Genomic DNA, 17,006 nt, shown 5'->3' on the forward strand with positions numbered 1-17,006 from the left:
ACCCTTTCGGATTGGACAACGCTTTACTCTTCCGACGTTCCCACTGGTCGTCGACGAATGCAACCCGGACACAGGTCCACCGAGGCCGGACTGGACCGCGACGGCGCGGCGCCGCGGTGGGATCGTCACGGGCATGATCGATTCGGCGGCGGTACTCGGAGTGGCGGCGATCGCCCTCGGCATGGTTCTCACACCGGGACCCAACATGGTGTATCTGGTCTCGCGCAGCATCACTCAGGGCAGGGCGGCGGGACTGGTCTCGCTGGCCGGTGTCGCTCTCGGATTCCTGTGCTATCTGGCTGCTGCGACACTGGGCATTTCGGCGGTGTTCTCCGCCGTCCCGCAGGCCTACACCGCGCTGAAGCTGGCGGGCGCGTGCTATCTGGGCTGGCTGGCCTGGAAGGCGTTGCGGCCCGGGGGGCACACGCCGTTCGCTCCGTCCCGGGCGCTGCCCCGGGATTCGTCCGCCCGGCTGTTCCTGATGGGACTCACGACCAACCTGCTCAATCCGAAGATCGCGGTGATGTACCTGGCGCTGATCCCGCAGTTCGTCCACCCCGGCGCCGGGCCCGTGTGGTTGCAGAGCCTGCTGCTGGGCACCGTGCAGATCGTGGTGGCGCTCACGGTGAACGCGTTGATCGTCTGCGTCGCAGGAACTCTCGCGGCGTTCCTGTCCGGACGCCCGGTGTGGCTGCGTGTGCAGAAGTTCGTGATGGGAAGCGTCCTCGGCGGCCTCGCCGTTCACCTCGCCCTCGACCGGACGCGGCCCGCGACGATCTGAATCGGCAGTGGCCTGAATCATGCACACCTGAGCATGTTTCGCGGGTACCGTCGGAAGCGATGACGACGAAGGGGCGAGAGATGACCGGGACCATGCGGGCGCAGCGATTCCACGCGGACACGAAAACCATTGCTGTGGAGGATATTCCGATTCCGGACCCCGGTCCCGGTGAAGTGCTCGTCAAAGTGGAGTTCTGCGGCATCTGCCATTCCGACCTGAGTCTGATCGACGGCACGTTCCCCGCGCTGCTGCCCGAGGTGACCCAGGGGCACGAAGCGTCGGGCACCATTGCGAAACTCGGTGCCGGAGTATCCGGCTGGTCCGAGGGAGACCGCGTCGTGCCGTCCGCGGGCAGGCCCTGCTTCGGGTGCCGAAACTGCCGCCGCGGGGACCTCACGAACTGCCTGAACATCCAGCTCATGGCGTTCGCCTACGACGGCGCCTGGGCCGAGTACACGGTGGCGCAGGCCGGGGGACTGACCCGTATCCCGGACAACGTTCCTTTCGAACAGGCGGCCATCCTCGCCGACGCGGTGTCGACGCCGTTCGGCGCGGTCGTGCGCACCGGCAAGGTGGTGGTCGGGGAGACCGTCGGAGTGTGGGGTGTGGGCGGAGTCGGCACCCACATCGTGCAGCTGGCACGTCTGGTCGGCGCTGTCCCGGTGATCGCGTTCGACATCAATCCCACTGTGCGGGAACGTGCCCTGGAGCTCGGGGCCGATTACGCGTTCGACTCCCGGGACGAGAACCTGAAGGAGAAGGTCGCCGAGGCGACGGGCGGCCGGATGCTGGACGTCGCGTTCGACGCGGCCGGACTGAAGGTGACGTTCGAGCAGGCACTCGACTGCCTGACGGTCGGTGGCCGACTCGTCGCGGTCGGGCTGAGCGCGCAGGAGGCATCGGTGGGAACCACCGCACAGTTCGGGCTGTCCCAGAAGCAGGTGCTCGGCCACCTCGGCTACAAGAACGTGGACATCGAAACCCTCGCCGAACTGGTGTCCCGTGGCCGGCTCGACCTGTCGCGGTCGATCAGCGAGATCGTCCCGCTCGAGGACGTCGCGAAGGGCATCGAGAAACTCGCGAACCACGAGGGTGATCCCATCCGGATCCTCGTCAAACCCTGAAACCGGCAGGTGCCGGGATTCGGCTGGCCGGGACCTGTCGGTGCCCCGCTGTACCGTCGGGCCATGGGATATGAATTTCAAGTCACAGTGGACTCGGAGAACCCGCATACCCTGGCCAAATGGTGGGCGCAGGCGCTCGGCTGGGAGGTGGAGCCGAGCAACGAGGAGTTCATCCGCGGGCTCGTCGAGGCCGGCCACGCGCAGGAGTCCGACACCATGGAGTTCGAGGGTGTCCTGGTCTGGCGGGAGGGTCAGGCGATCCGCGATCCGGAACACCCGGAGCGCCCGCGTGTGCTGTTCCAGCTGGTTCCCGAACGGAAGACGGTGAAGAACCGGCTCCACCTGGACATCAGGGTCGGGGACGCCCGCTACGAGGTCGCCGAGAAGCTGGAGCAGTCCGGCGCCACCGTGCTCCACCGCGGCCGGCAGGGGCCGAGCGAGTGGGTCACGATGGCAGACCCCGAGGGCAACGAGTTCTGCGTCAGCTGACGCGCTGTCACGCTCCGCGGTAGGAACTCGGGGTGCTGCCGGTCCAGCGTTTGAAGGCGCGACGGAACGCACTGGGCTCGGAGAAGCCGAGCCGCGCCGACAGGTCCTCCACGGTCTCGCCGCGTCGGAGCCCGGCCACGGCGGCGTCGCGGAGCACTTCCTCGCGCAGCTGATTCAACGACGTCCCCTCCTGCCGGAGCAGGCGGCGCAGGTGGGGGACGCTGATCGACAGCATCTCCGCGATGTCCTCGGCCGTCGACGTCCGGCCTTTCATGCCCAGCTCGAGGACCCGGCGCACCTGCGCCGACGCCGTGCTGTCGTAGTCACGCTCCGACATCAGCAGCGTCGGTGACTCCCGGAGGTAGTCCTCGAGCGTCTCCTCGGTCTGGATGATGGGCGCCCGCATCACCGCGTTGTCGAATTCGACTGCGGGAATATCGGAATCGAAAGTCACGGGGACGCCGAAGATGTGATCGTAGTTCTCGGCGAGCTGCGGCAGCGGCGCCGGATACGGCAGTTCCACCGCCAGCAACCGGACCCTCTTGCCCACGAGCCACGCCGCGAAACGATGAAGCAGGATCAGCAGGAAATCGGTGGTCACCCGCGTCGCCTCGAGCGACGACTGCACGTCCTCGGTGGACCGTTCGGCCGCGGCCGGGCGGATGTCGATGGTCATCCGGGTTCCGCCGTTGATACCGGGACCGATGTGCAGGGCGGGAAGTGACGGCAGGGCGCGCAGGATGTCGGCCATCCGGTCGAGGGCGGCGGACAGGTCCGCGGTGTGGATCAGGGCGAGGCAGACGAGCCGAAACGTGCCGCGGGGGACCGGGGCCGGCCCGAGGCCGAACAATTCGTCGCCCGTGATCTGCCAGACCGCCTGGGTGAACGCGGTGACCTGGGTGGGCGTCAACCGGGCCAGCGGATCCTCCAGCGACGCCGCCGTGATTCCCGCCGCCGACAGCGCGGGGGAGAGATCGACCCCACTGCGCGCCGACAGTTCGAGCGACCGCCGCACGAAGTCGGCGGGGATGGTGCGGGCAGTCACGATCCGGGCTCCCCGAGGGTCCGGAGCCGCCGCGCCGCCTCCTCGAGCACGTGGTCCTGCTTGCAGAACGCGAACCGCACCAGCGGGTTCCACGGCTGCGGATGGTCGGTGAACACGCTGACCGGCACCGCGGCCACGCCGATGCGCTCCGGAAGCCTGCGGCAGAAGTCGATGCCGTCGCGTTCACCGATCGCGGTGATGTCGGCGCACAGGTAGTACGTGCCGCCGCCCGAATGGACCTCCAGACCGGACGCGACGAGAGCGTCGTACAGCACGTCCCGCTTGGCCTGGAGACTGTCCCGCAGCTCTTTCACCCACTGCTGCTCGTGGCTCAGCGCATGCGCCACGGCGGGCTGGAACGGTCCGCCGCCGACGAACGACATGTACTGCTTCGCGGTCCGGACGGCGTCGATCAGTTCCGCCGGACCGCACGCCCAGCCGATCTTCCAGCCGGTGACGTTGAACGTCTTGGCGGCGCTCGACACCGAGACGGTCCGTTCGTACATTCCCGGCAGAGTGGCCAGGGCGGTGTGCGTCCGGCCGTCGAACACCAGGTGCTCGTACACCTCGTCGCTGAGAACCAGCAGGTCGTGCTCGCACGCCAGCTCCGCGACGGCGGCGATCTCCTCCGGGGTGAACACGGTGCCGGTCGGATTGTGCGGGGTGTTGATCACCAGCATCCGGGTCTTCGGCGTGATCGCGGCCCGCAGAGCGTCGAGGTCGACGACGAACTTCGTGCCGGAGCGGGCGAGCGGCACACTGCGGCGTACCGCCCCCGCCAGCGCGACAGACGCCGCGTAGGAGTCGTAGTACGGCTCGATCAGCACCACTTCCTCACCCGGTTCGACCAGCCCCAGAATGGCGGCGCTGATGGCCTCGGTGGCGCCGACGGTGACCAGCACCTCCGAGTCGGGGTCGTGGTCGAGCCCGTACCGGGCCAGGCGGTCGGCCGCGACCGCCTGGCGGAGCACGGGCATGCCGGGGCCGGGCGGGTACTGGTTGAGCCCGTCCGCGATGGCTCGGCGCGCGGCGTCGAGCATGGACGCGGGACCGTCGGTGTCGGGGAAACCCTGACCGAGGTTGATGGCGTCGTGGCGCACGGCGAGCGCGGTCATCTCGGCAAAGATGGTGGACGCGAACGGCTGCAAGCGCTGGACGGTGCGGTTGCGCGGCGTTGCGGGCATTACTGCAGCGTAGTCGGTGTGACGGCGAGGGTTGCACACGGCCGCGTCACGTTCTGCAGGGCTGTCTCGTCTTCTCTGTAGACGGCGCGCGAAGGGCGCCCGGTGACGATGGAGGACGCAATGCCCCGCATTCCCGCAGTGGCCCCGGCGGACGCGAGCCCGCTGGTGAAGGTCGCCTACAAATATGCTGCCCACAAGTTCGACGAGGTACCCGAACCGTTCACCGTGCTCGCCCATCACCGCAAGCTGTTCGTCGCGTCGGCCCGGCACGAGCTGGCGGTGCAGAAGGCGTCGACCGTGCTTCCCGCGAACGTGCGGGAGATCGCCGTCTACCGCGTGGCGTGGACGATCGGCTGCTCGTGGTGCGTGGACTTCGGCACGATGCTGCAACGCCTCGACGGCCTGGACGTGGAGCGGCTCCAGCACATCGCCGACTACGCCGACTCGCCCGCGTACAGCGAGGACGAGCGCGCGGCCATCGCATACGCCGACGCGATGACGGCGACGCCCACCACGGTCACCGACGAACAGGTGGCGGACCTCGAGCGCCGGTTCGGCCGGGCCGGTGTCGTCGAACTGTCCTACCAGATCGGCATCGAGAACATGCGCGCCCGGATGTACTCGGCGCTGGGCATCACGGAACAGGGTTTCGGCACCGATTCGTGCCGGGTGCCGTGGGCCGACGATGCGGCGGTCACGAAGAATGGTCCGGCAGCCTGATCCCGCCGAACTTCTCCGGATTGGCGATGTCGTACGCCGCGTAGACGAGTCCGTCCCGGACGGTGAACCCACCCACTCGCGGCGGCGAGCTGCGGTGGGCCTCGTCGCCGGTGAGTGCGGCACTGAAGAAGCCCAGCTGGCCGTTGACCAGGGCCGGCTGCATGACGGTGAACACCGCCGGCCCGTACCGCTTGATGAGGCCGAGGAAGAAGCGGGCGAACTTGTCCGCGCCGTGGATGACGTTGACGGCGGTGCTCGTGGTGCCGTTGGCGTCGCCGATGACGAGGGCGTCCGGGTGCAGCGCCGCGATCACCGCGTCGAGGTCGCCGGCGGCGAGTGCCTCGAGCAGTCGCTGCACGGCGACGGCATGCTCGTCGTCGGGAACGGCGGGTGTGGTTGCGGCAGCGGCCTTGCGGGCCCGCGACGCGAGCTGACGCGCCGCGGGCGTCTCGATGCCGAGAATCCCGGCAACCTCGTCGAACGGGACCCCGAAACCGTCGTGCAGCACGAACGCGACCCGTTGTGCAGGGGTGAGCGTGTCGAGCACGATCAGCGCGGCGAGGCGGTTGTCCTCGTCCCGGACGACCGCTTCCAGCGGGTCCGGCTCGGCCGACGGCGACAGTCCGGTGACGATGGGTTCCGGAAGCCATTGGCCGACATACTGTTCCCTCCGCACCGCCGCCGACCGCAACCGGTCGAGGCAGATCCGCCCGACCACCGTCGTGAGCCACGGCCGGAGGTCGCGGATGTTCGCGGCGTCCGCGTCGTCGAGTCGTAGCCAGGACTCCTGCACGGCGTCCTCCGCGTCGCTGACGCTTCCCGTCAGCCGGTACGCTACGGAGAGCAGATGCGGCCGGTGGGACTCGAATTCGTCTACCAGCGTGGCAGTGGGCATGCCGATATCCTACGTGCGGTCCAGACATAAAATCCGTCGTGTGCGTAACCGTTGACCCTGGTGGTGGGTCCGGACGTATGGTGTGGCGACCACACCACCTCCAGGGAGTCTGCCATGTTCCAGTGTTTCGGCTGTCGTAGCTGACCTGGCTTTTTCGCACCCCTTTTTCTTCTGCACGTCCTGCTCACCCGTCCGGCGACCGCCGGGCGGGGTTCGGGAGTGCGCTCGCACGACCCGCCGCTTCGCCGTGGGCGGGCAACACACACTAGGAAGACCTTCGATGATTCGTCCACGTTTCGCGCGGACTCTGGCCGCAGCGGCCGCCCTTCTCACATTCACCAGCCTTGCTGTCGCGTGCTCCAGTTCGGAGACGACCACGACAGCCGACGGGAAGACGGTACTTCGCTACGAGGGGACCACGGGACAGGTCTCGTTCCCGGAGCTCGCGGCCGACCTGGGCTACTACCAGAAGGTCGAACTGAACTGGATCGGCGACACCACCAGTGGGCCGCAGAGCATTCAGAATGCCGCCACCGGGCAGACCGACTTCGGTGGCGCGTTCAACGGTGCGGTGCTGAAGCTGGCCGCGGCCGACTCGCCGATCACGTCCGTCATCGGCTACTACGGCTCCGACAAGGAGACGTTCAACGGGTACTACGTGCTCGACGGAAGCCCGATCACGTCGGCACGTGACCTGATCGGCAAGAAGGTCGGCATGAACACGCTCGGCGCACACCACGAGTTCCTCGTGCGTGAGTGGCTGGCGCGGGAGGGGCTGACCCCGGACGAGATCAAGCAGGTCGAGCTGACCGTGGTGCCGCCGGTGAACACCGAACAGGCGCTGCGGCAGGGTCAGATCGACGTCGGCACGCTCGGGAGCGTGTTCCGCGACAAGGCAGTCGAACGCGGCGGCATCCGCCCGCTGTTCACCGACGAGTCCATCTTCGGTTCCTTCACCTACGGATCGCTGCTGTTCCGCAACGACTTCATCGCGAAGAACAAGGACGCCGTCGCTGACTTCGTGCAGGGCACGGCCCGCGCGATCCGCTGGACCCAGACGACTCCGCGCGACGACGTGATCGCGAAGTACAAGGACATCATCACCAAGCGCGGCCGCAACGAGACCACCGACCTCGTGGACTACTGGAAGTCGCCGGGTGTGGCGGGTCCCGGTGGCGTGATCACCGACAAGGAGATCGAGACCTGGATCGACTGGCTCGTCCGCAACGGGGAACTCGAGGACGGCAAGCTCACGCCCGCCGACGTCTACACCAACGAGTACAACCCGTACGCCAACGGCACGTACCCCGCCGACAGCGGCCCCGACGGACAAGCGCTGGCCGCCAAGTGAACTCCACCCCAGGTCCCCACGAGAAGAAAGTGATGTCGATGTCCCACTCCCGGTTCCGGCGAGGCGCCGTGCGCGCCCTCGCGGCGACCGCAGCACTGTTCACGTTGGCCTCGGGAGTGGCGGGGTGCGCCGGCTCGTCGGATACTGCCACCACCGAGGACGGGAAGACGGTCCTGCGCTACCAGGGGTGGGCCGGGGACGTGGGATTCCACGAACTCGCCGAGGACCTGGGGTATTACGACAAGATCAAGCTCGAATGGGTCGGCGACACCACCAGCGGCCCGCAGGACATCCAGTCGGCGGCCACCGGCGACATCGAGTTCGGCTCGGCATTCAACGGAGCCGTCGTCAAGCTCAATGCCGCGGGGGCACCGATCACGTCGGTGCTGAGTTCCTACGGTGCGGACGCCGGTGAGTACACGGGATACTTCGTGCTGGACGGCAGCCCCATCCGCTCGGCGCGCGACCTGATCGGCAAGAAGGTCGGGATGAACACGCTCGGTGCGCACCACGAGTTCCTGGTCCGGGAGTGGCTCGCCCAGCAGGGGTTGACCCAGGACGAGATCAAGCAGGTGGAGCTGACCGTCGTCCCGCCGGTGAACAACGAAACGGCCCTGCGCGAAGGTCAGATCGACGTGGCTGCCATCAACGACATCTTCCGCGAAACAGCCCAGGAGCGTGGGGGCATCCGGCCGCTGTTCACGGACCGGGATCTGTTCGGCGCCTTCAGCTACGGCACCTACGTGGTGCGCGACGACTTCCTGGCGAAGAACAAGGACGCCGTCGCGGACTTCGTGCAGGGCACGGCCCGGGCCATCCGATGGACCCAGGTCACTCCGCGTGAGGAGGTCGTCGCACGGTTCGAGAGCATCATCGACAAGCGTGGCCGCAACGAGAGCGACGAGGCCATCGGCTACTGGCGCAGCTCCGGGATTCCCGTCGCCGGGGCCGTGATCCAGGAGAAGGAGCTGCAGACCTGGGTCGATTGGCTCGTCCGCAACGGTGAGCTCGACGAGGGCAAGCTGACCGCAACCGACCTCTACACCAACGAATTCAACCCGTACGCCAACGGCACGTTCCAGCCCGAGAGCGGGCCCGACGGAGAAGTACTGGAAGGACAGAAATGAGCACCACCGCCTCGAACCCCGATCGGGTTCAGACGCCCAAGCTCCGCCTCGAGCACGTCACCAAACAGTTCGACGTGCGCGGGTCCAAGGACAAGTTCACCGCGATCGAGGACATCGACATCGATCTCGCGGACGGCGAATTCCTCGTCCTCGTCGGTCCGAGTGGTTGCGGAAAGTCCACGCTGCTCGACCTGCTCGGCGGACTCAGCACCCCCACATCGGGTCGGATCCTGCTCGACGGGCAGCCGGTGACCGGGCCCGGTCTCGACCGCGGAATCGTCTTCCAGCAGTACGCACTCCTGCCGTGGCGGACGGCCCGGCACAACATCGAGTTCGGGCTCGAGGCCAAGGGACTGCCCAAGAAGGAACGGCGCGAACTCGCCGAGCACTACCTCGAGCTCGTCGGCCTGAAGGGGTTCGGCGACCGGTACCCGCACGAGCTGTCGGGCGGCATGAAGCAGCGTGTCGCGATCGCCCGCAGCCTCGCGTTCGATCCCGAGGTGCTGCTGATGGACGAGCCGTTCGCGGCGCTCGACGCGCAGACCCGTGAGTCGCTGCAGGACGAACTGCTGCGCATCTGGAAGGCCACCGGCAAGACCATCCTGTTCATCACGCACGGCATCGACGAGGCCATCTACCTCGGGCAGCGGGTCGCGGTCCTGACGTCGCGGCCCGGCCGGGTGAAGACGTTCGTGGACATCGACATCGACCGCAGCGGCGAGGACGTCCGGTCCAACGAGCAGTTCCGGCACTACCGCCACCGCATCTGGACGCTGCTGCACGGCGAAGTGGAGCGTGCACAGGTAATCGAGAAGGAGGAAGCACATGTCTAGCGCACTCGCGTCACCGGAAGCTCCCGTTGCAATCGATCGGCCCGGGACGTCGGCTCCGTCGCCCGCTTCCACCCCACCGCAGCCGGGTGCCGTCCAGCGTGCCGGCGCGGCACTGCGTCCGATCGCCTGGCGGATCCTCAAGCCGTCCGTCGCGATCGTCGCCTTCCTGGCGCTGTGGGAGATCGCTCCCCGGGTCGGTCTCGTCGACGAGGTGTTCTTGCCCCCGTTCACCACGGTGGTCGAGGCGTTCTTCGACCTGGTGCAGAGCGGTGAGCTGTGGCAGCACGTGTCCGCCAGCCTCTCCCGCGCCCTGATCGGATTCTTCGTGGCGGTCGTGATCGCGATCCCGCTGGGCATCGCGATCGCCTGGTACCGCCCGGTGTCGGACTTCCTGAACCCGATCCTGGAGCTGTTCCGCAACACGGCGGCGCTGGCGTTACTCCCGGTCTTCATCCTGATCCTCGGCATCGGTGAGGAGTCCAAGATCGCCCTGGTGATCTACGCGTGCACCTTCCCGATCCTGCTGAACACGATCTCCGGTGTGCGCACCGTCGACCCGTTGCTGATCAAGTCGGCGTCGTCGCTGGGACTGTCGCCCGTGCGCCTGTTCCAGAAGGTCGTGCTTCCCGCCGCCGTTCCCACCATCTTCACCGGCATCCGCATGGCGGCGGCGTCGTCGATCCTCGTGCTGATCGCCGCCGAGATGGTTGGGGCCAAGGCCGGCCTCGGTTACCTGATCACGGCCTCCCAGTTCAACTTCCAGATCCCCAACATGTATGCGGGCATCGTCGCCATCTCGGTTCTCGGGCTGACGCTCAACGCCGTTCTCGTACTGATCGAACGCAGGCTGTCCCGCTGGCGGGTCTAGTCACTTACCGGAAAAGAAACTCCACATGTCACAGGATTCCCAGTTCCACCTCAACGCCTTTCTCATGGGTGTGGGACATCACGAGGCGGCGTGGCGCCATCCCCGCACCGAGGCGCACCGCGTTCTGGACGTCGCACACTTCCAGGAACTCGGCCGGATCGCGGAGCGGGGCAAGCTCGATTCGGTGTTCTTCGCGGACGGTCTCGCCGTCGGACCGCGGATCAAGCACAACACCCAGGCGATCTTCGAGCCCGTCACGTTGCTGTCGGCGATCGCCGTCGCCACCGAACACGTGGGACTGATTGCCACCGCGTCCACGAGTTACTCCGACCCGTACAACCTGGCGCGCAAGTTCACGTCGCTCGACCACATCAGCGGCGGCCGGGCGGGGTGGAACATCGTGACCTCGGCCGGTGCGGACGAGGCTGCGAACTTCGGCGTCGACGGCATCCCCGCACACAGCGGACGGTACGAGCGCGCAGAGGAATTCGTCGACGTCACGCTCGCCCTGTGGGACAGCTGGGAGGACGGCGCGGTGGTGCTCGACCCGGAGACCGGCGTGTTCGCCGACCCCGGCAAGGTTCACACCATCGACCACGACGGACCGCGGTTCCGGGTCAAGGGCCCGCTCAACTCGCCGAGGTCCGCCCAGGGGCGGCCGCTGCTGGTGCAGGCCGGCTCGTCCGAGAGCGGCAAGGAGTTCGCCGCGCGGTACGCCGAGGCCGTGTTCACCGCGCAGCGCACCCTGGAACAGGGTCAGGAGTTCTACCGCGACCTCAAGGCGCGTGTCGTCAAGCACGGCCGCAATGCGGGCGACCTGAAGGTGCTGCCCGGCATCGTGCCGTTCATCGCGGACACCGAGGAGGAGGCGAAGGCGCTCGAGCAGTCGTTCACCGACCTGATCTCGCCCGAGTACTCGCTGCGTCAGCTGTCCACGATGCTCGGTGTCGACCTCACCAAGCATTCCCTCGACGCCCCGCTTCCGCCGCTTCCGCCGCTGGACGAGATCCAGGGCAACAAGAGCCGCTACCAGCTGGTGAAGGACCTCGCGGCGGACGGTTCGCTCACCGTCCGGCAGCTGATCGGGCTGCTCGGCGGCGGACGTGGGCACCGCACGTTCGCCGGGACCCCCGAACAGGTCGCCGACGAGCTGCAGACGTGGTTCGAGCAGGGCGCGGCCGACGGTTTCAACATCATGCCGCCCTACCTGCCCGGCGGACTGGACGACTTCGTCGACCGTGTCGTCCCGATCCTGCAGCAGCGCGGACTGTTCCGGACGGAGTACACCGCGACCACCCTGCGCGGTCACTACGGTCTCACGGACGTCGGTAACCGGTTCGCGGGCGCGGTCGACGAAGCGAGCGCATGAGCGGCGAGACCGGTCTGAAACCTCTCGTCACCACCGTCTTCGTTCCCGCCGCGATCTTCGGCATCGGCCAGGGGGCCGCCGCCCCGGTCATGGCACTGACGGCCCGCGAACTGGGTGCGTCCGTGGCCGTGTCCGGGCTGATCGTCGCGGTCGTCGGGCTCGGCGCCGTCCTGGGCGACCTGCCCGCAGGCCGGATCGTCGCCAGGTTCGGGGAGCGGCGGTCCATCATCGGCGGCAGTACCGTCGGCGCCGCCGGAGTGCTGGTCTGTCTGCTCGCGCAGACACCCTGGATGCTGGGTGTGGGGGCACTGCTGACCGGGCTCGCCAACGCCGTGTGGGGGCTGGCCCGCCAGAGCTACCTGGCCGACGCCGTGCCGATCGGGCTGCGGGCCCGGGCGATGTCGTCGTTCGCGGCGATGTGGCGGCTCGGCTTCTTCGTGGGACCGCTGCTCGGCGCCGCCGTGATCCTGGTGGTCGGCGCCCGGGGCGGATTCATGGTGCAGTTCGTCGGCGTCGTCCTGTCCGGGTGGCTGATGTCGAGGGTCCCCGACCCGCCGCGGCGCCACGCAGGCACCGCCGGTACCCACGCGACGCTGCCGTCGATTCTGCGCCGGCACCGGAAGCTGCTGGCCACGCTCGGCGCCGGGTCGCTCCTGATGGGTGCGGCCCGCGCCTCGCGGGAGGCGGTGCTGCCGCTGTGGGCTGCCCATCTCGGACTCGACGCCGCCCAGGTCAGTCTCGTCTTCGGGGTCGGAGCGGCCGTCGATCTGCTGTGCTCGTATCCGGCCGGACACTTCATGGACCGGTACGGTCGCCGGTTCATCGCGGTGCCGTCGCTTCTGGTGATCGGGGTGTCCTACCTGGCGTTGCCGTTCTCGCACGATCTCCTGTCGATCGGGGTCGTCGCCGTCGTGATGGGCATCGGCAACGGGCTCGGCAACGGTGTGATCATGACGCTCGGCGCCGACATCGCCCCACCGGCGACCCGCGCCGAATTCCTCGCCGCCTGGCGGCTCACCCACGACACCGGCATGTTCGCCGGACCCTTCGGCGTCGGCGCGCTCGCCGCGGTCGTCCCGCTCGGGGCCGCCGTCGCCGCGATCGGGGGAGCGGCGCTGGTCGGCGCCGGCCTCCTGTTCCGGTTCATCCCGGTCTATTCCCCGTGGCCACCGCCGACCCCGCCGGAGCCCGATTCCTTACCGCTCGAAAAACAGGAAGCATAGGTACATTCGTTTCATGCGCTTCGGATTGTTCGTTCCTCAAGGTTGGCGTCTGGATCTCGTCGGAATCGATCCCGCGGATCAGTGGTCGGTGATGCGCGACTTCGCGTTGCGCGCCGATCAGGGTTCGTCCTGGGATTCCCTGTGGGTCTACGACCACTTCCATACCGTCCCGGCACCGACGGAGGAGGCCACGCACGAGGCGTGGACCCTCATGTCCGCGTTCGCGGCGGTCACCTCGCGGGTGCGTCTCGGCCAGATGTGTACGGCGATGAGCTACCGCAACCCGGCTTACCTCGCGAAGGTCGCCGCCACCACCGACCTCATCTCGGGCGGACGCGTCGAGATGGGTATCGGCGGCGGCTGGTACGAGCACGAGTGGCGGGCATACGGATACGGATTCCCCTCTGCCGGTGTGCGTCTCGGTCGCCTCGACGAGGGCGTGCAGATCATGCGTCAGGCCTGGGCCAACGGCATCGCGACCCTCGAAGGCAAGCACTACCAGGTCGACGGTGCCATCGTCCGCCCACTTCCGTTGCAGGAAGGCGGCATCCCGCTGTGGATCGCCGGTGGCGGCGAGAAGGTGACGTTGAAGATCGCGGCAAAGTACGCGCAGTACACCAACTTCGACGGCACACCCGAGGGCTTCGCGCAGAAGTCCGAGATCCTGCGGAAGCACTGCGACACCGTCGGCACCGACTTCGACGCCATCACCCGCTCGGCCAACTACAACGTCGCGATCGGCACCACCGAGGCGGAGGTCGAGCAGCGGTTGCTCACCCTGAAGGACCGGCTCACCCCCCACGTCGGCGCCGACGCCGCCGAGGGTGCCCTGGGAGCCTTCCGCGGAATGCCCGGTGTGGGAACGCCGGAGCAGATCGTCGAGAAACTGTCGGCGCTGAAGGAGCAGGGCATGTCCTACGGCATCTTCTACTTCCCCGAAGCCGCGTACGACACGTCGGGCATCGAACTGTTCGAGAAGGAAGTGCTGCCCGCGCTGCGTTGATCCATAGGCCGCCTCACCGGGCATAGAGTGGCGGGCATGTTCGTCGTCACCCTCGCCGCCGACACGCTGTGGCTGAGCCCGCCGGTCGTCACCGACGTCGACGAGATCTGCGCGGCATGCAGCGACGCGTCGATCGCCGAGTGGACGACGATGCCCGCGCCGTACGGCCGCTCGGACGCCGAGCAGTTCGTGCGGCAGACGGTGCCGTCCGGCTGGGCCGACCGCAGTCCCACGTGGGCGCTGCGCGAACGCGAGGACGGTCCCGTGCTGGGGATGATCGGTCTGATGGCGCGGGATGTGACGGCGGCGGAGATCGGATACTGGCTGTCGCCGGCGGCACGGTCGCGGGGCCTCATGACGACCGCGGTGAACCTGGTGTGCGATTTCGCGTTTCGGCCGGACGGTATGGGGCTCGAACGCATCGAATGGCGCGCGTTCGTCGGCAATCTCGACTCGGCGGCGGTCGCCCGCCGGGTGGGCTTCCGGTTCGAGGGCGTCCAGCGCGCCGGGCTCGTGCAGCGCGGCGTCCGGCGCGCTTCGTGGGTGGCCGCCCTGCTCGCCGGCGACCCGCGGCAACCGGCCGAAGGCTGGCCCGACTAGTTGCCGATCAGCGCAGGCCCTCCGGAAGGTCGTGCTCGGACACCGCGACTCGCTGCTCGGGGCTGGTCCGGATGTGCTCGGACTCGGGGATCCGGCTCTGCAGGAAATCCCATTCGACCTGATCGATGGCGTCTTCCGCGCGGGAACGCACCGCCGCGTCGCGGGTGCCCCACGCGATCGGCATCGGGCTGACCATCTCCCACGTGGCGGCGTCGTTGCGGGTGCTGCGGTCGTTCAGGAGTGCGACGGACGGCACCCTGTCGCCCACCCTCTGCTTCTGACCGGTCCGGATCGGAACGTTGCGAGTGACGAGGGCGTACGACGCCCGGCCCGCGGAGGGCTTCGCGACGTCGATCAGCGACAGCAGGGTGACCGCGCGGGGATGGACCTCCGAGACGACGGCAGGCACCAGCGGGCTCTTCGCGTACAACTCCTCGATGCTGCCGACCTTCTTCGGCACCCAGAACGCCACCCACACGGACGTCAGTGCGGCGATCGCCACGACGACACCGAGGATGATCGACCAGGGGTGGGCGAGCAGGATCAGACCGGCAGCGGCGGCCGCGAACAGCAGAGCCACCACGATCGCCGACACCTGCAGGCGTCGCATGTCGGCGAACGTCTGGTTGACAGACTTCGCGTAGGGCCGGTCGACGGTGAACTCGAAATGTCGCACGGCCCCAGCTTAGAGGCCCCGGTCCGGTGGCAGGCGGTCACCCGATGGCGGGGCCCAGCAGATCGTCGGCGTCGGTGATCCGGTACGCGTACCCCTGCTCGGCGAGGAAGCGCTGCCGGTGGGCGGCGTACTCGGCGTCGAGCGTGTCGCGTGCCACCACCGAGTAGAAGTGGGCCTGGCCGCCGTCGTGCTTGGGTCGCAGCAGGCGGCCCAGACGCTGAGCCTCCTCCTGGCGAGAACCGAACGTACCCGAAACCTGAACGGCGACAGACGCTTCCGGCAGGTCGATCGAGAAGTTCGCGACCTTGCTGACGACCAGCGTCTGGATCTCGCCCGCCCGGAAACGGTCGAACAGCTCCTCGCGCTCCTTGTTCTTGGTCGACCCCTTGATGACCGGGGCGTTCAACGCCTCACCCAGTTCGTCGAGCTGGTCGAGGTACGCGCCGATGATCAACGTCGGTGCATCGGTGTGCCGTTCCAGGATCGACTTCACCACCGCGATCTTGGTGTGCGCGGTGGAACACAGCTTGTACCGCTCGTCGGGTTCGGCGACCGCGTACGACATCCGTTCGGCGTCCGTCAGCGTCACCCGCACCTCGACGCAGTCGGCGGGCGCGATCCACCCCTGCGCCTCGATGTCCTTCCACGGCGCGTCGTACCGCTTGGGTCCGATCAGCGAGAACACGTCGCCCTCACGGCCGTCCTCGCGCACCAGGGTGGCGGTGAGGCCGAGGCGTCGACGGGACTGCAGGTCGGCGGTCATGCGGAACACCGGGGCGGGCAGGAGGTGCACCTCGTCGTAGATCACGAGACCCCAGTCGCGGGAATCGAAGAGCTCCAGATGCTTGTATTCGCCCTTGGTGCGCCGGGTGATCACCTGGTACGTGGCGATCGTGACCGGACGGATCTCCTTGCGCTCGCCCGAGTACTCGCCGATCTCCTCCTCGGTGAGCGACGTGCGCGCGATCAGCTCACGCTTCCACTGCCGTCCCGCGACCGTGTTCGTCACCAGGATCAACGTGGTGGCCTTCGCCTTGGCCATCGCCGCCGCACCGACCATCGTCTTACCCGCACCACACGGCAGGACGACGACACCGGACCCGCCCGCCCAGAACGAGTCGGCGGCCATCTCCTGATAGTCGCGCAGGTGCCACGTGCCGTCCGCGGACCCGGGGGACGTGCCGTCGAAGTCCAGGTCGATGGCGTGCGCCTCGCCGTCCACGTACCCGGCGAGGTCCTCCGCCGGCCAGCCGACCTTGAGCAGCAACTGCTTGAGACGACCGCGCTCGCTCGGGTGAACCACCACCGTGTCGTCGTCGACGCGCGCACCGAGCATCGGGGCGATCTTCTTGTGCCGGGTCACCTCGGTGAGGACCGCGCGGTCCAGGCTGACCAGCGTCAGACCGTGGGCCGGGTTCTTCACCAGCTGCAGGCGCCCGTACCGGGCCATCGTGTCGACGATGTCGACCAGCAGCGGCTGGGGCACCGCGTACCGGGAGAAGTTGACCAGTGCATCGACCACCTGCTCGGCGTCGTGTCCGGCGGCGCGCGCGTTCCACAGGGCCAGCGGGGTGATCCGGTAGGTGTGGACGTGTTCGGGCGCGCGCTCGAGTTCCGCGAACGGCGCGATCGCCTGACGGGCGTCGTTCGCGCGTTCGTGATCGACCTCCAACAGCAGGGTCTTGTCGGATTGGACGATCAACGGTCCGTCGGTCACG

At 68.0% G+C, this 17,006-nt stretch carries 17 protein-coding genes; 12 read left to right on the forward strand and 5 right to left on the reverse strand.

Annotated features, from left to right (window positions below; genetic code table 11):
* Positions 1 to 133 precede the first annotated feature (133 nt).
* From ACLIVD_RS06515 to ACLIVD_RS06525, 3 genes are all read left to right on the forward strand, one after another.
* A complete protein-coding gene (locus ACLIVD_RS06515; RefSeq protein ID WP_054247098.1) occupies positions 134 to 781 on the forward strand; it encodes a LysE family translocator in 648 nt (215 codons plus the stop codon).
* A gap of 80 nt (positions 782 to 861) precedes the next feature.
* Positions 862 to 1,905, forward strand: a complete 1,044-nt coding sequence (locus ACLIVD_RS06520; RefSeq protein WP_477954584.1) for a zinc-binding dehydrogenase — start codon at positions 862 to 864, stop codon at positions 1,903 to 1,905.
* A 63-nt stretch (positions 1,906 to 1,968) separates the two neighbouring features.
* Positions 1,969 to 2,394, forward strand: coding sequence for a VOC family protein (locus ACLIVD_RS06525; RefSeq protein ID WP_280778644.1), 426 nt, complete (start codon positions 1,969 to 1,971; stop codon positions 2,392 to 2,394).
* Positions 2,395 to 2,401: 7 nt separating this feature from the next.
* On the opposite strand, the gene ACLIVD_RS06530 is transcribed toward ACLIVD_RS06525, so the two are convergent.
* Together ACLIVD_RS06530 and ACLIVD_RS06535 are read right to left on the reverse strand one after the other, a co-directional pair.
* Entirely contained in the window at positions 2,402 to 3,439 is a 1,038-nt protein-coding gene (locus ACLIVD_RS06530) for an AraC family transcriptional regulator (protein ID WP_477954583.1), read from the reverse strand.
* Positions 3,436 to 4,623, reverse strand: coding sequence for a pyridoxal phosphate-dependent aminotransferase (locus ACLIVD_RS06535; RefSeq protein WP_054247104.1), 1,188 nt, complete (start codon positions 4,621 to 4,623; stop codon positions 3,436 to 3,438). The genes ACLIVD_RS06530 and ACLIVD_RS06535 overlap by 4 nt, the downstream gene beginning before the upstream one ends.
* 120 nt (positions 4,624 to 4,743) lie before the next feature.
* On the opposite strand from ACLIVD_RS06535, the gene ACLIVD_RS06540 reads away from it, so the two are divergent.
* Complete coding sequence (locus tag ACLIVD_RS06540) at positions 4,744 to 5,343, forward strand: carboxymuconolactone decarboxylase family protein (protein WP_054247119.1); 600 nt, start codon at positions 4,744 to 4,746, stop codon at positions 5,341 to 5,343.
* Here ACLIVD_RS06540 and ACLIVD_RS06545 read toward each other — a convergent pair.
* On the reverse strand, positions 5,318 to 6,238 hold the full coding sequence (locus tag ACLIVD_RS06545) for a sigma-70 family RNA polymerase sigma factor (protein WP_491932145.1): 921 nt from the start codon (positions 6,236 to 6,238) through the stop codon (positions 5,318 to 5,320). The genes ACLIVD_RS06540 and ACLIVD_RS06545 overlap by 26 nt on opposite strands.
* A gap of 280 nt (positions 6,239 to 6,518) precedes the next feature.
* Between ACLIVD_RS06545 and ACLIVD_RS06550 the strand changes: the two genes are divergently transcribed.
* From ACLIVD_RS06550 to ACLIVD_RS06585, 8 genes are read left to right on the forward strand one after another with little or no spacing between them, the layout of a single operon-like run.
* Entirely contained in the window at positions 6,519 to 7,589 is a 1,071-nt protein-coding gene (locus tag ACLIVD_RS06550) for an ABC transporter substrate-binding protein (RefSeq protein WP_283330716.1), read from the forward strand.
* 38 nt (positions 7,590 to 7,627) lie between these two features.
* A complete protein-coding gene (locus tag ACLIVD_RS06555) occupies positions 7,628 to 8,716 on the forward strand; it encodes an ABC transporter substrate-binding protein (RefSeq protein WP_317571036.1) in 1,089 nt (362 codons plus the stop codon).
* Positions 8,713 to 9,549, forward strand: coding sequence for an ABC transporter ATP-binding protein (locus ACLIVD_RS06560; RefSeq protein ID WP_005244194.1), 837 nt, complete (start codon positions 8,713 to 8,715; stop codon positions 9,547 to 9,549). The genes ACLIVD_RS06555 and ACLIVD_RS06560 overlap by 4 nt, the downstream gene beginning before the upstream one ends.
* Entirely contained in the window at positions 9,542 to 10,417 is an 876-nt protein-coding gene (locus ACLIVD_RS06565; protein ID WP_283330717.1) for an ABC transporter permease, read from the forward strand. Before ACLIVD_RS06560 ends, ACLIVD_RS06565 begins: the two co-directional genes overlap by 8 nt.
* 25 nt (positions 10,418 to 10,442) lie before the next feature.
* Entirely contained in the window at positions 10,443 to 11,786 is a 1,344-nt protein-coding gene (locus ACLIVD_RS06570; RefSeq protein WP_009477994.1) for an LLM class flavin-dependent oxidoreductase, read from the forward strand.
* Positions 11,783 to 13,009, forward strand: a complete 1,227-nt coding sequence (locus ACLIVD_RS06575) for an MFS transporter (protein ID WP_283330718.1) — start codon at positions 11,783 to 11,785, stop codon at positions 13,007 to 13,009. The genes ACLIVD_RS06570 and ACLIVD_RS06575 overlap by 4 nt, the downstream gene beginning before the upstream one ends.
* A 13-nt stretch (positions 13,010 to 13,022) precedes the next feature.
* Entirely contained in the window at positions 13,023 to 14,012 is a 990-nt protein-coding gene (locus ACLIVD_RS06580) for an LLM class F420-dependent oxidoreductase (RefSeq protein WP_283330719.1), read from the forward strand.
* A gap of 36 nt (positions 14,013 to 14,048) precedes the next feature.
* On the forward strand, positions 14,049 to 14,612 hold the full coding sequence (locus tag ACLIVD_RS06585) for a GNAT family N-acetyltransferase (protein ID WP_283330720.1): 564 nt from the start codon (positions 14,049 to 14,051) through the stop codon (positions 14,610 to 14,612).
* Between the two features lie 7 nt (positions 14,613 to 14,619).
* On the opposite strand, the gene ACLIVD_RS06590 is transcribed toward ACLIVD_RS06585, so the two are convergent.
* Together ACLIVD_RS06590 and ACLIVD_RS06595 are read right to left on the reverse strand one after the other, a co-directional pair.
* Complete coding sequence (locus ACLIVD_RS06590; RefSeq protein ID WP_271210701.1) at positions 14,620 to 15,288, reverse strand: DUF3239 domain-containing protein; 669 nt, start codon at positions 15,286 to 15,288, stop codon at positions 14,620 to 14,622.
* Positions 15,289 to 15,325: 37 nt separating this feature from the next.
* The gene (locus ACLIVD_RS06595; RefSeq protein ID WP_009477999.1) at positions 15,326 to 17,005 is read right to left on the reverse strand and encodes a DNA repair helicase XPB; all 1,680 of its coding nucleotides are present in this window, start codon (positions 17,003 to 17,005) and stop codon (positions 15,326 to 15,328) included.
* Between the last annotated feature and the right edge of the window lies 1 nt (position 17,006).

The sequence above is a fragment of the Rhodococcus sp. G6(2025) genome (genome assembly GCF_058628105.1).

Coding starts and splice junctions, on each gene's coding strand:
- ACLIVD_RS06555 (WP_317571036.1), top strand. CDS start 7,628: ATGTCCCACTCCCGGTTCCGGCGAGGCGCCGTGCGCGCCCTCGCGGCG.
- ACLIVD_RS06525 (WP_280778644.1), top strand. CDS start 1,969: ATGGGATATGAATTTCAAGTCACAGTGGACTCGGAGAACCCGCATACC.
- ACLIVD_RS06550 (WP_283330716.1), top strand. CDS start 6,519: ATGATTCGTCCACGTTTCGCGCGGACTCTGGCCGCAGCGGCCGCCCTT.
- ACLIVD_RS06565 (WP_283330717.1), top strand. CDS start 9,542: ATGTCTAGCGCACTCGCGTCACCGGAAGCTCCCGTTGCAATCGATCGG.
- ACLIVD_RS06580 (WP_283330719.1), top strand. CDS start 13,023: ATGCGCTTCGGATTGTTCGTTCCTCAAGGTTGGCGTCTGGATCTCGTC.
- ACLIVD_RS06535 (WP_054247104.1), bottom strand. CDS start 4,623: ATGCCCGCAACGCCGCGCAACCGCACCGTCCAGCGCTTGCAGCCGTTC.
- ACLIVD_RS06515 (WP_054247098.1), top strand. CDS start 134: ATGATCGATTCGGCGGCGGTACTCGGAGTGGCGGCGATCGCCCTCGGC.
- ACLIVD_RS06570 (WP_009477994.1), top strand. CDS start 10,443: ATGTCACAGGATTCCCAGTTCCACCTCAACGCCTTTCTCATGGGTGTG.
- ACLIVD_RS06585 (WP_283330720.1), top strand. CDS start 14,049: ATGTTCGTCGTCACCCTCGCCGCCGACACGCTGTGGCTGAGCCCGCCG.
- ACLIVD_RS06575 (WP_283330718.1), top strand. CDS start 11,783: ATGAGCGGCGAGACCGGTCTGAAACCTCTCGTCACCACCGTCTTCGTT.
- ACLIVD_RS06560 (WP_005244194.1), top strand. CDS start 8,713: ATGAGCACCACCGCCTCGAACCCCGATCGGGTTCAGACGCCCAAGCTC.
- ACLIVD_RS06545 (WP_491932145.1), bottom strand. CDS start 6,238: ATGCCCACTGCCACGCTGGTAGACGAATTCGAGTCCCACCGGCCGCAT.
- ACLIVD_RS06540 (WP_054247119.1), top strand. CDS start 4,744: ATGCCCCGCATTCCCGCAGTGGCCCCGGCGGACGCGAGCCCGCTGGTG.
- ACLIVD_RS06520 (WP_477954584.1), top strand. CDS start 862: ATGACCGGGACCATGCGGGCGCAGCGATTCCACGCGGACACGAAAACC.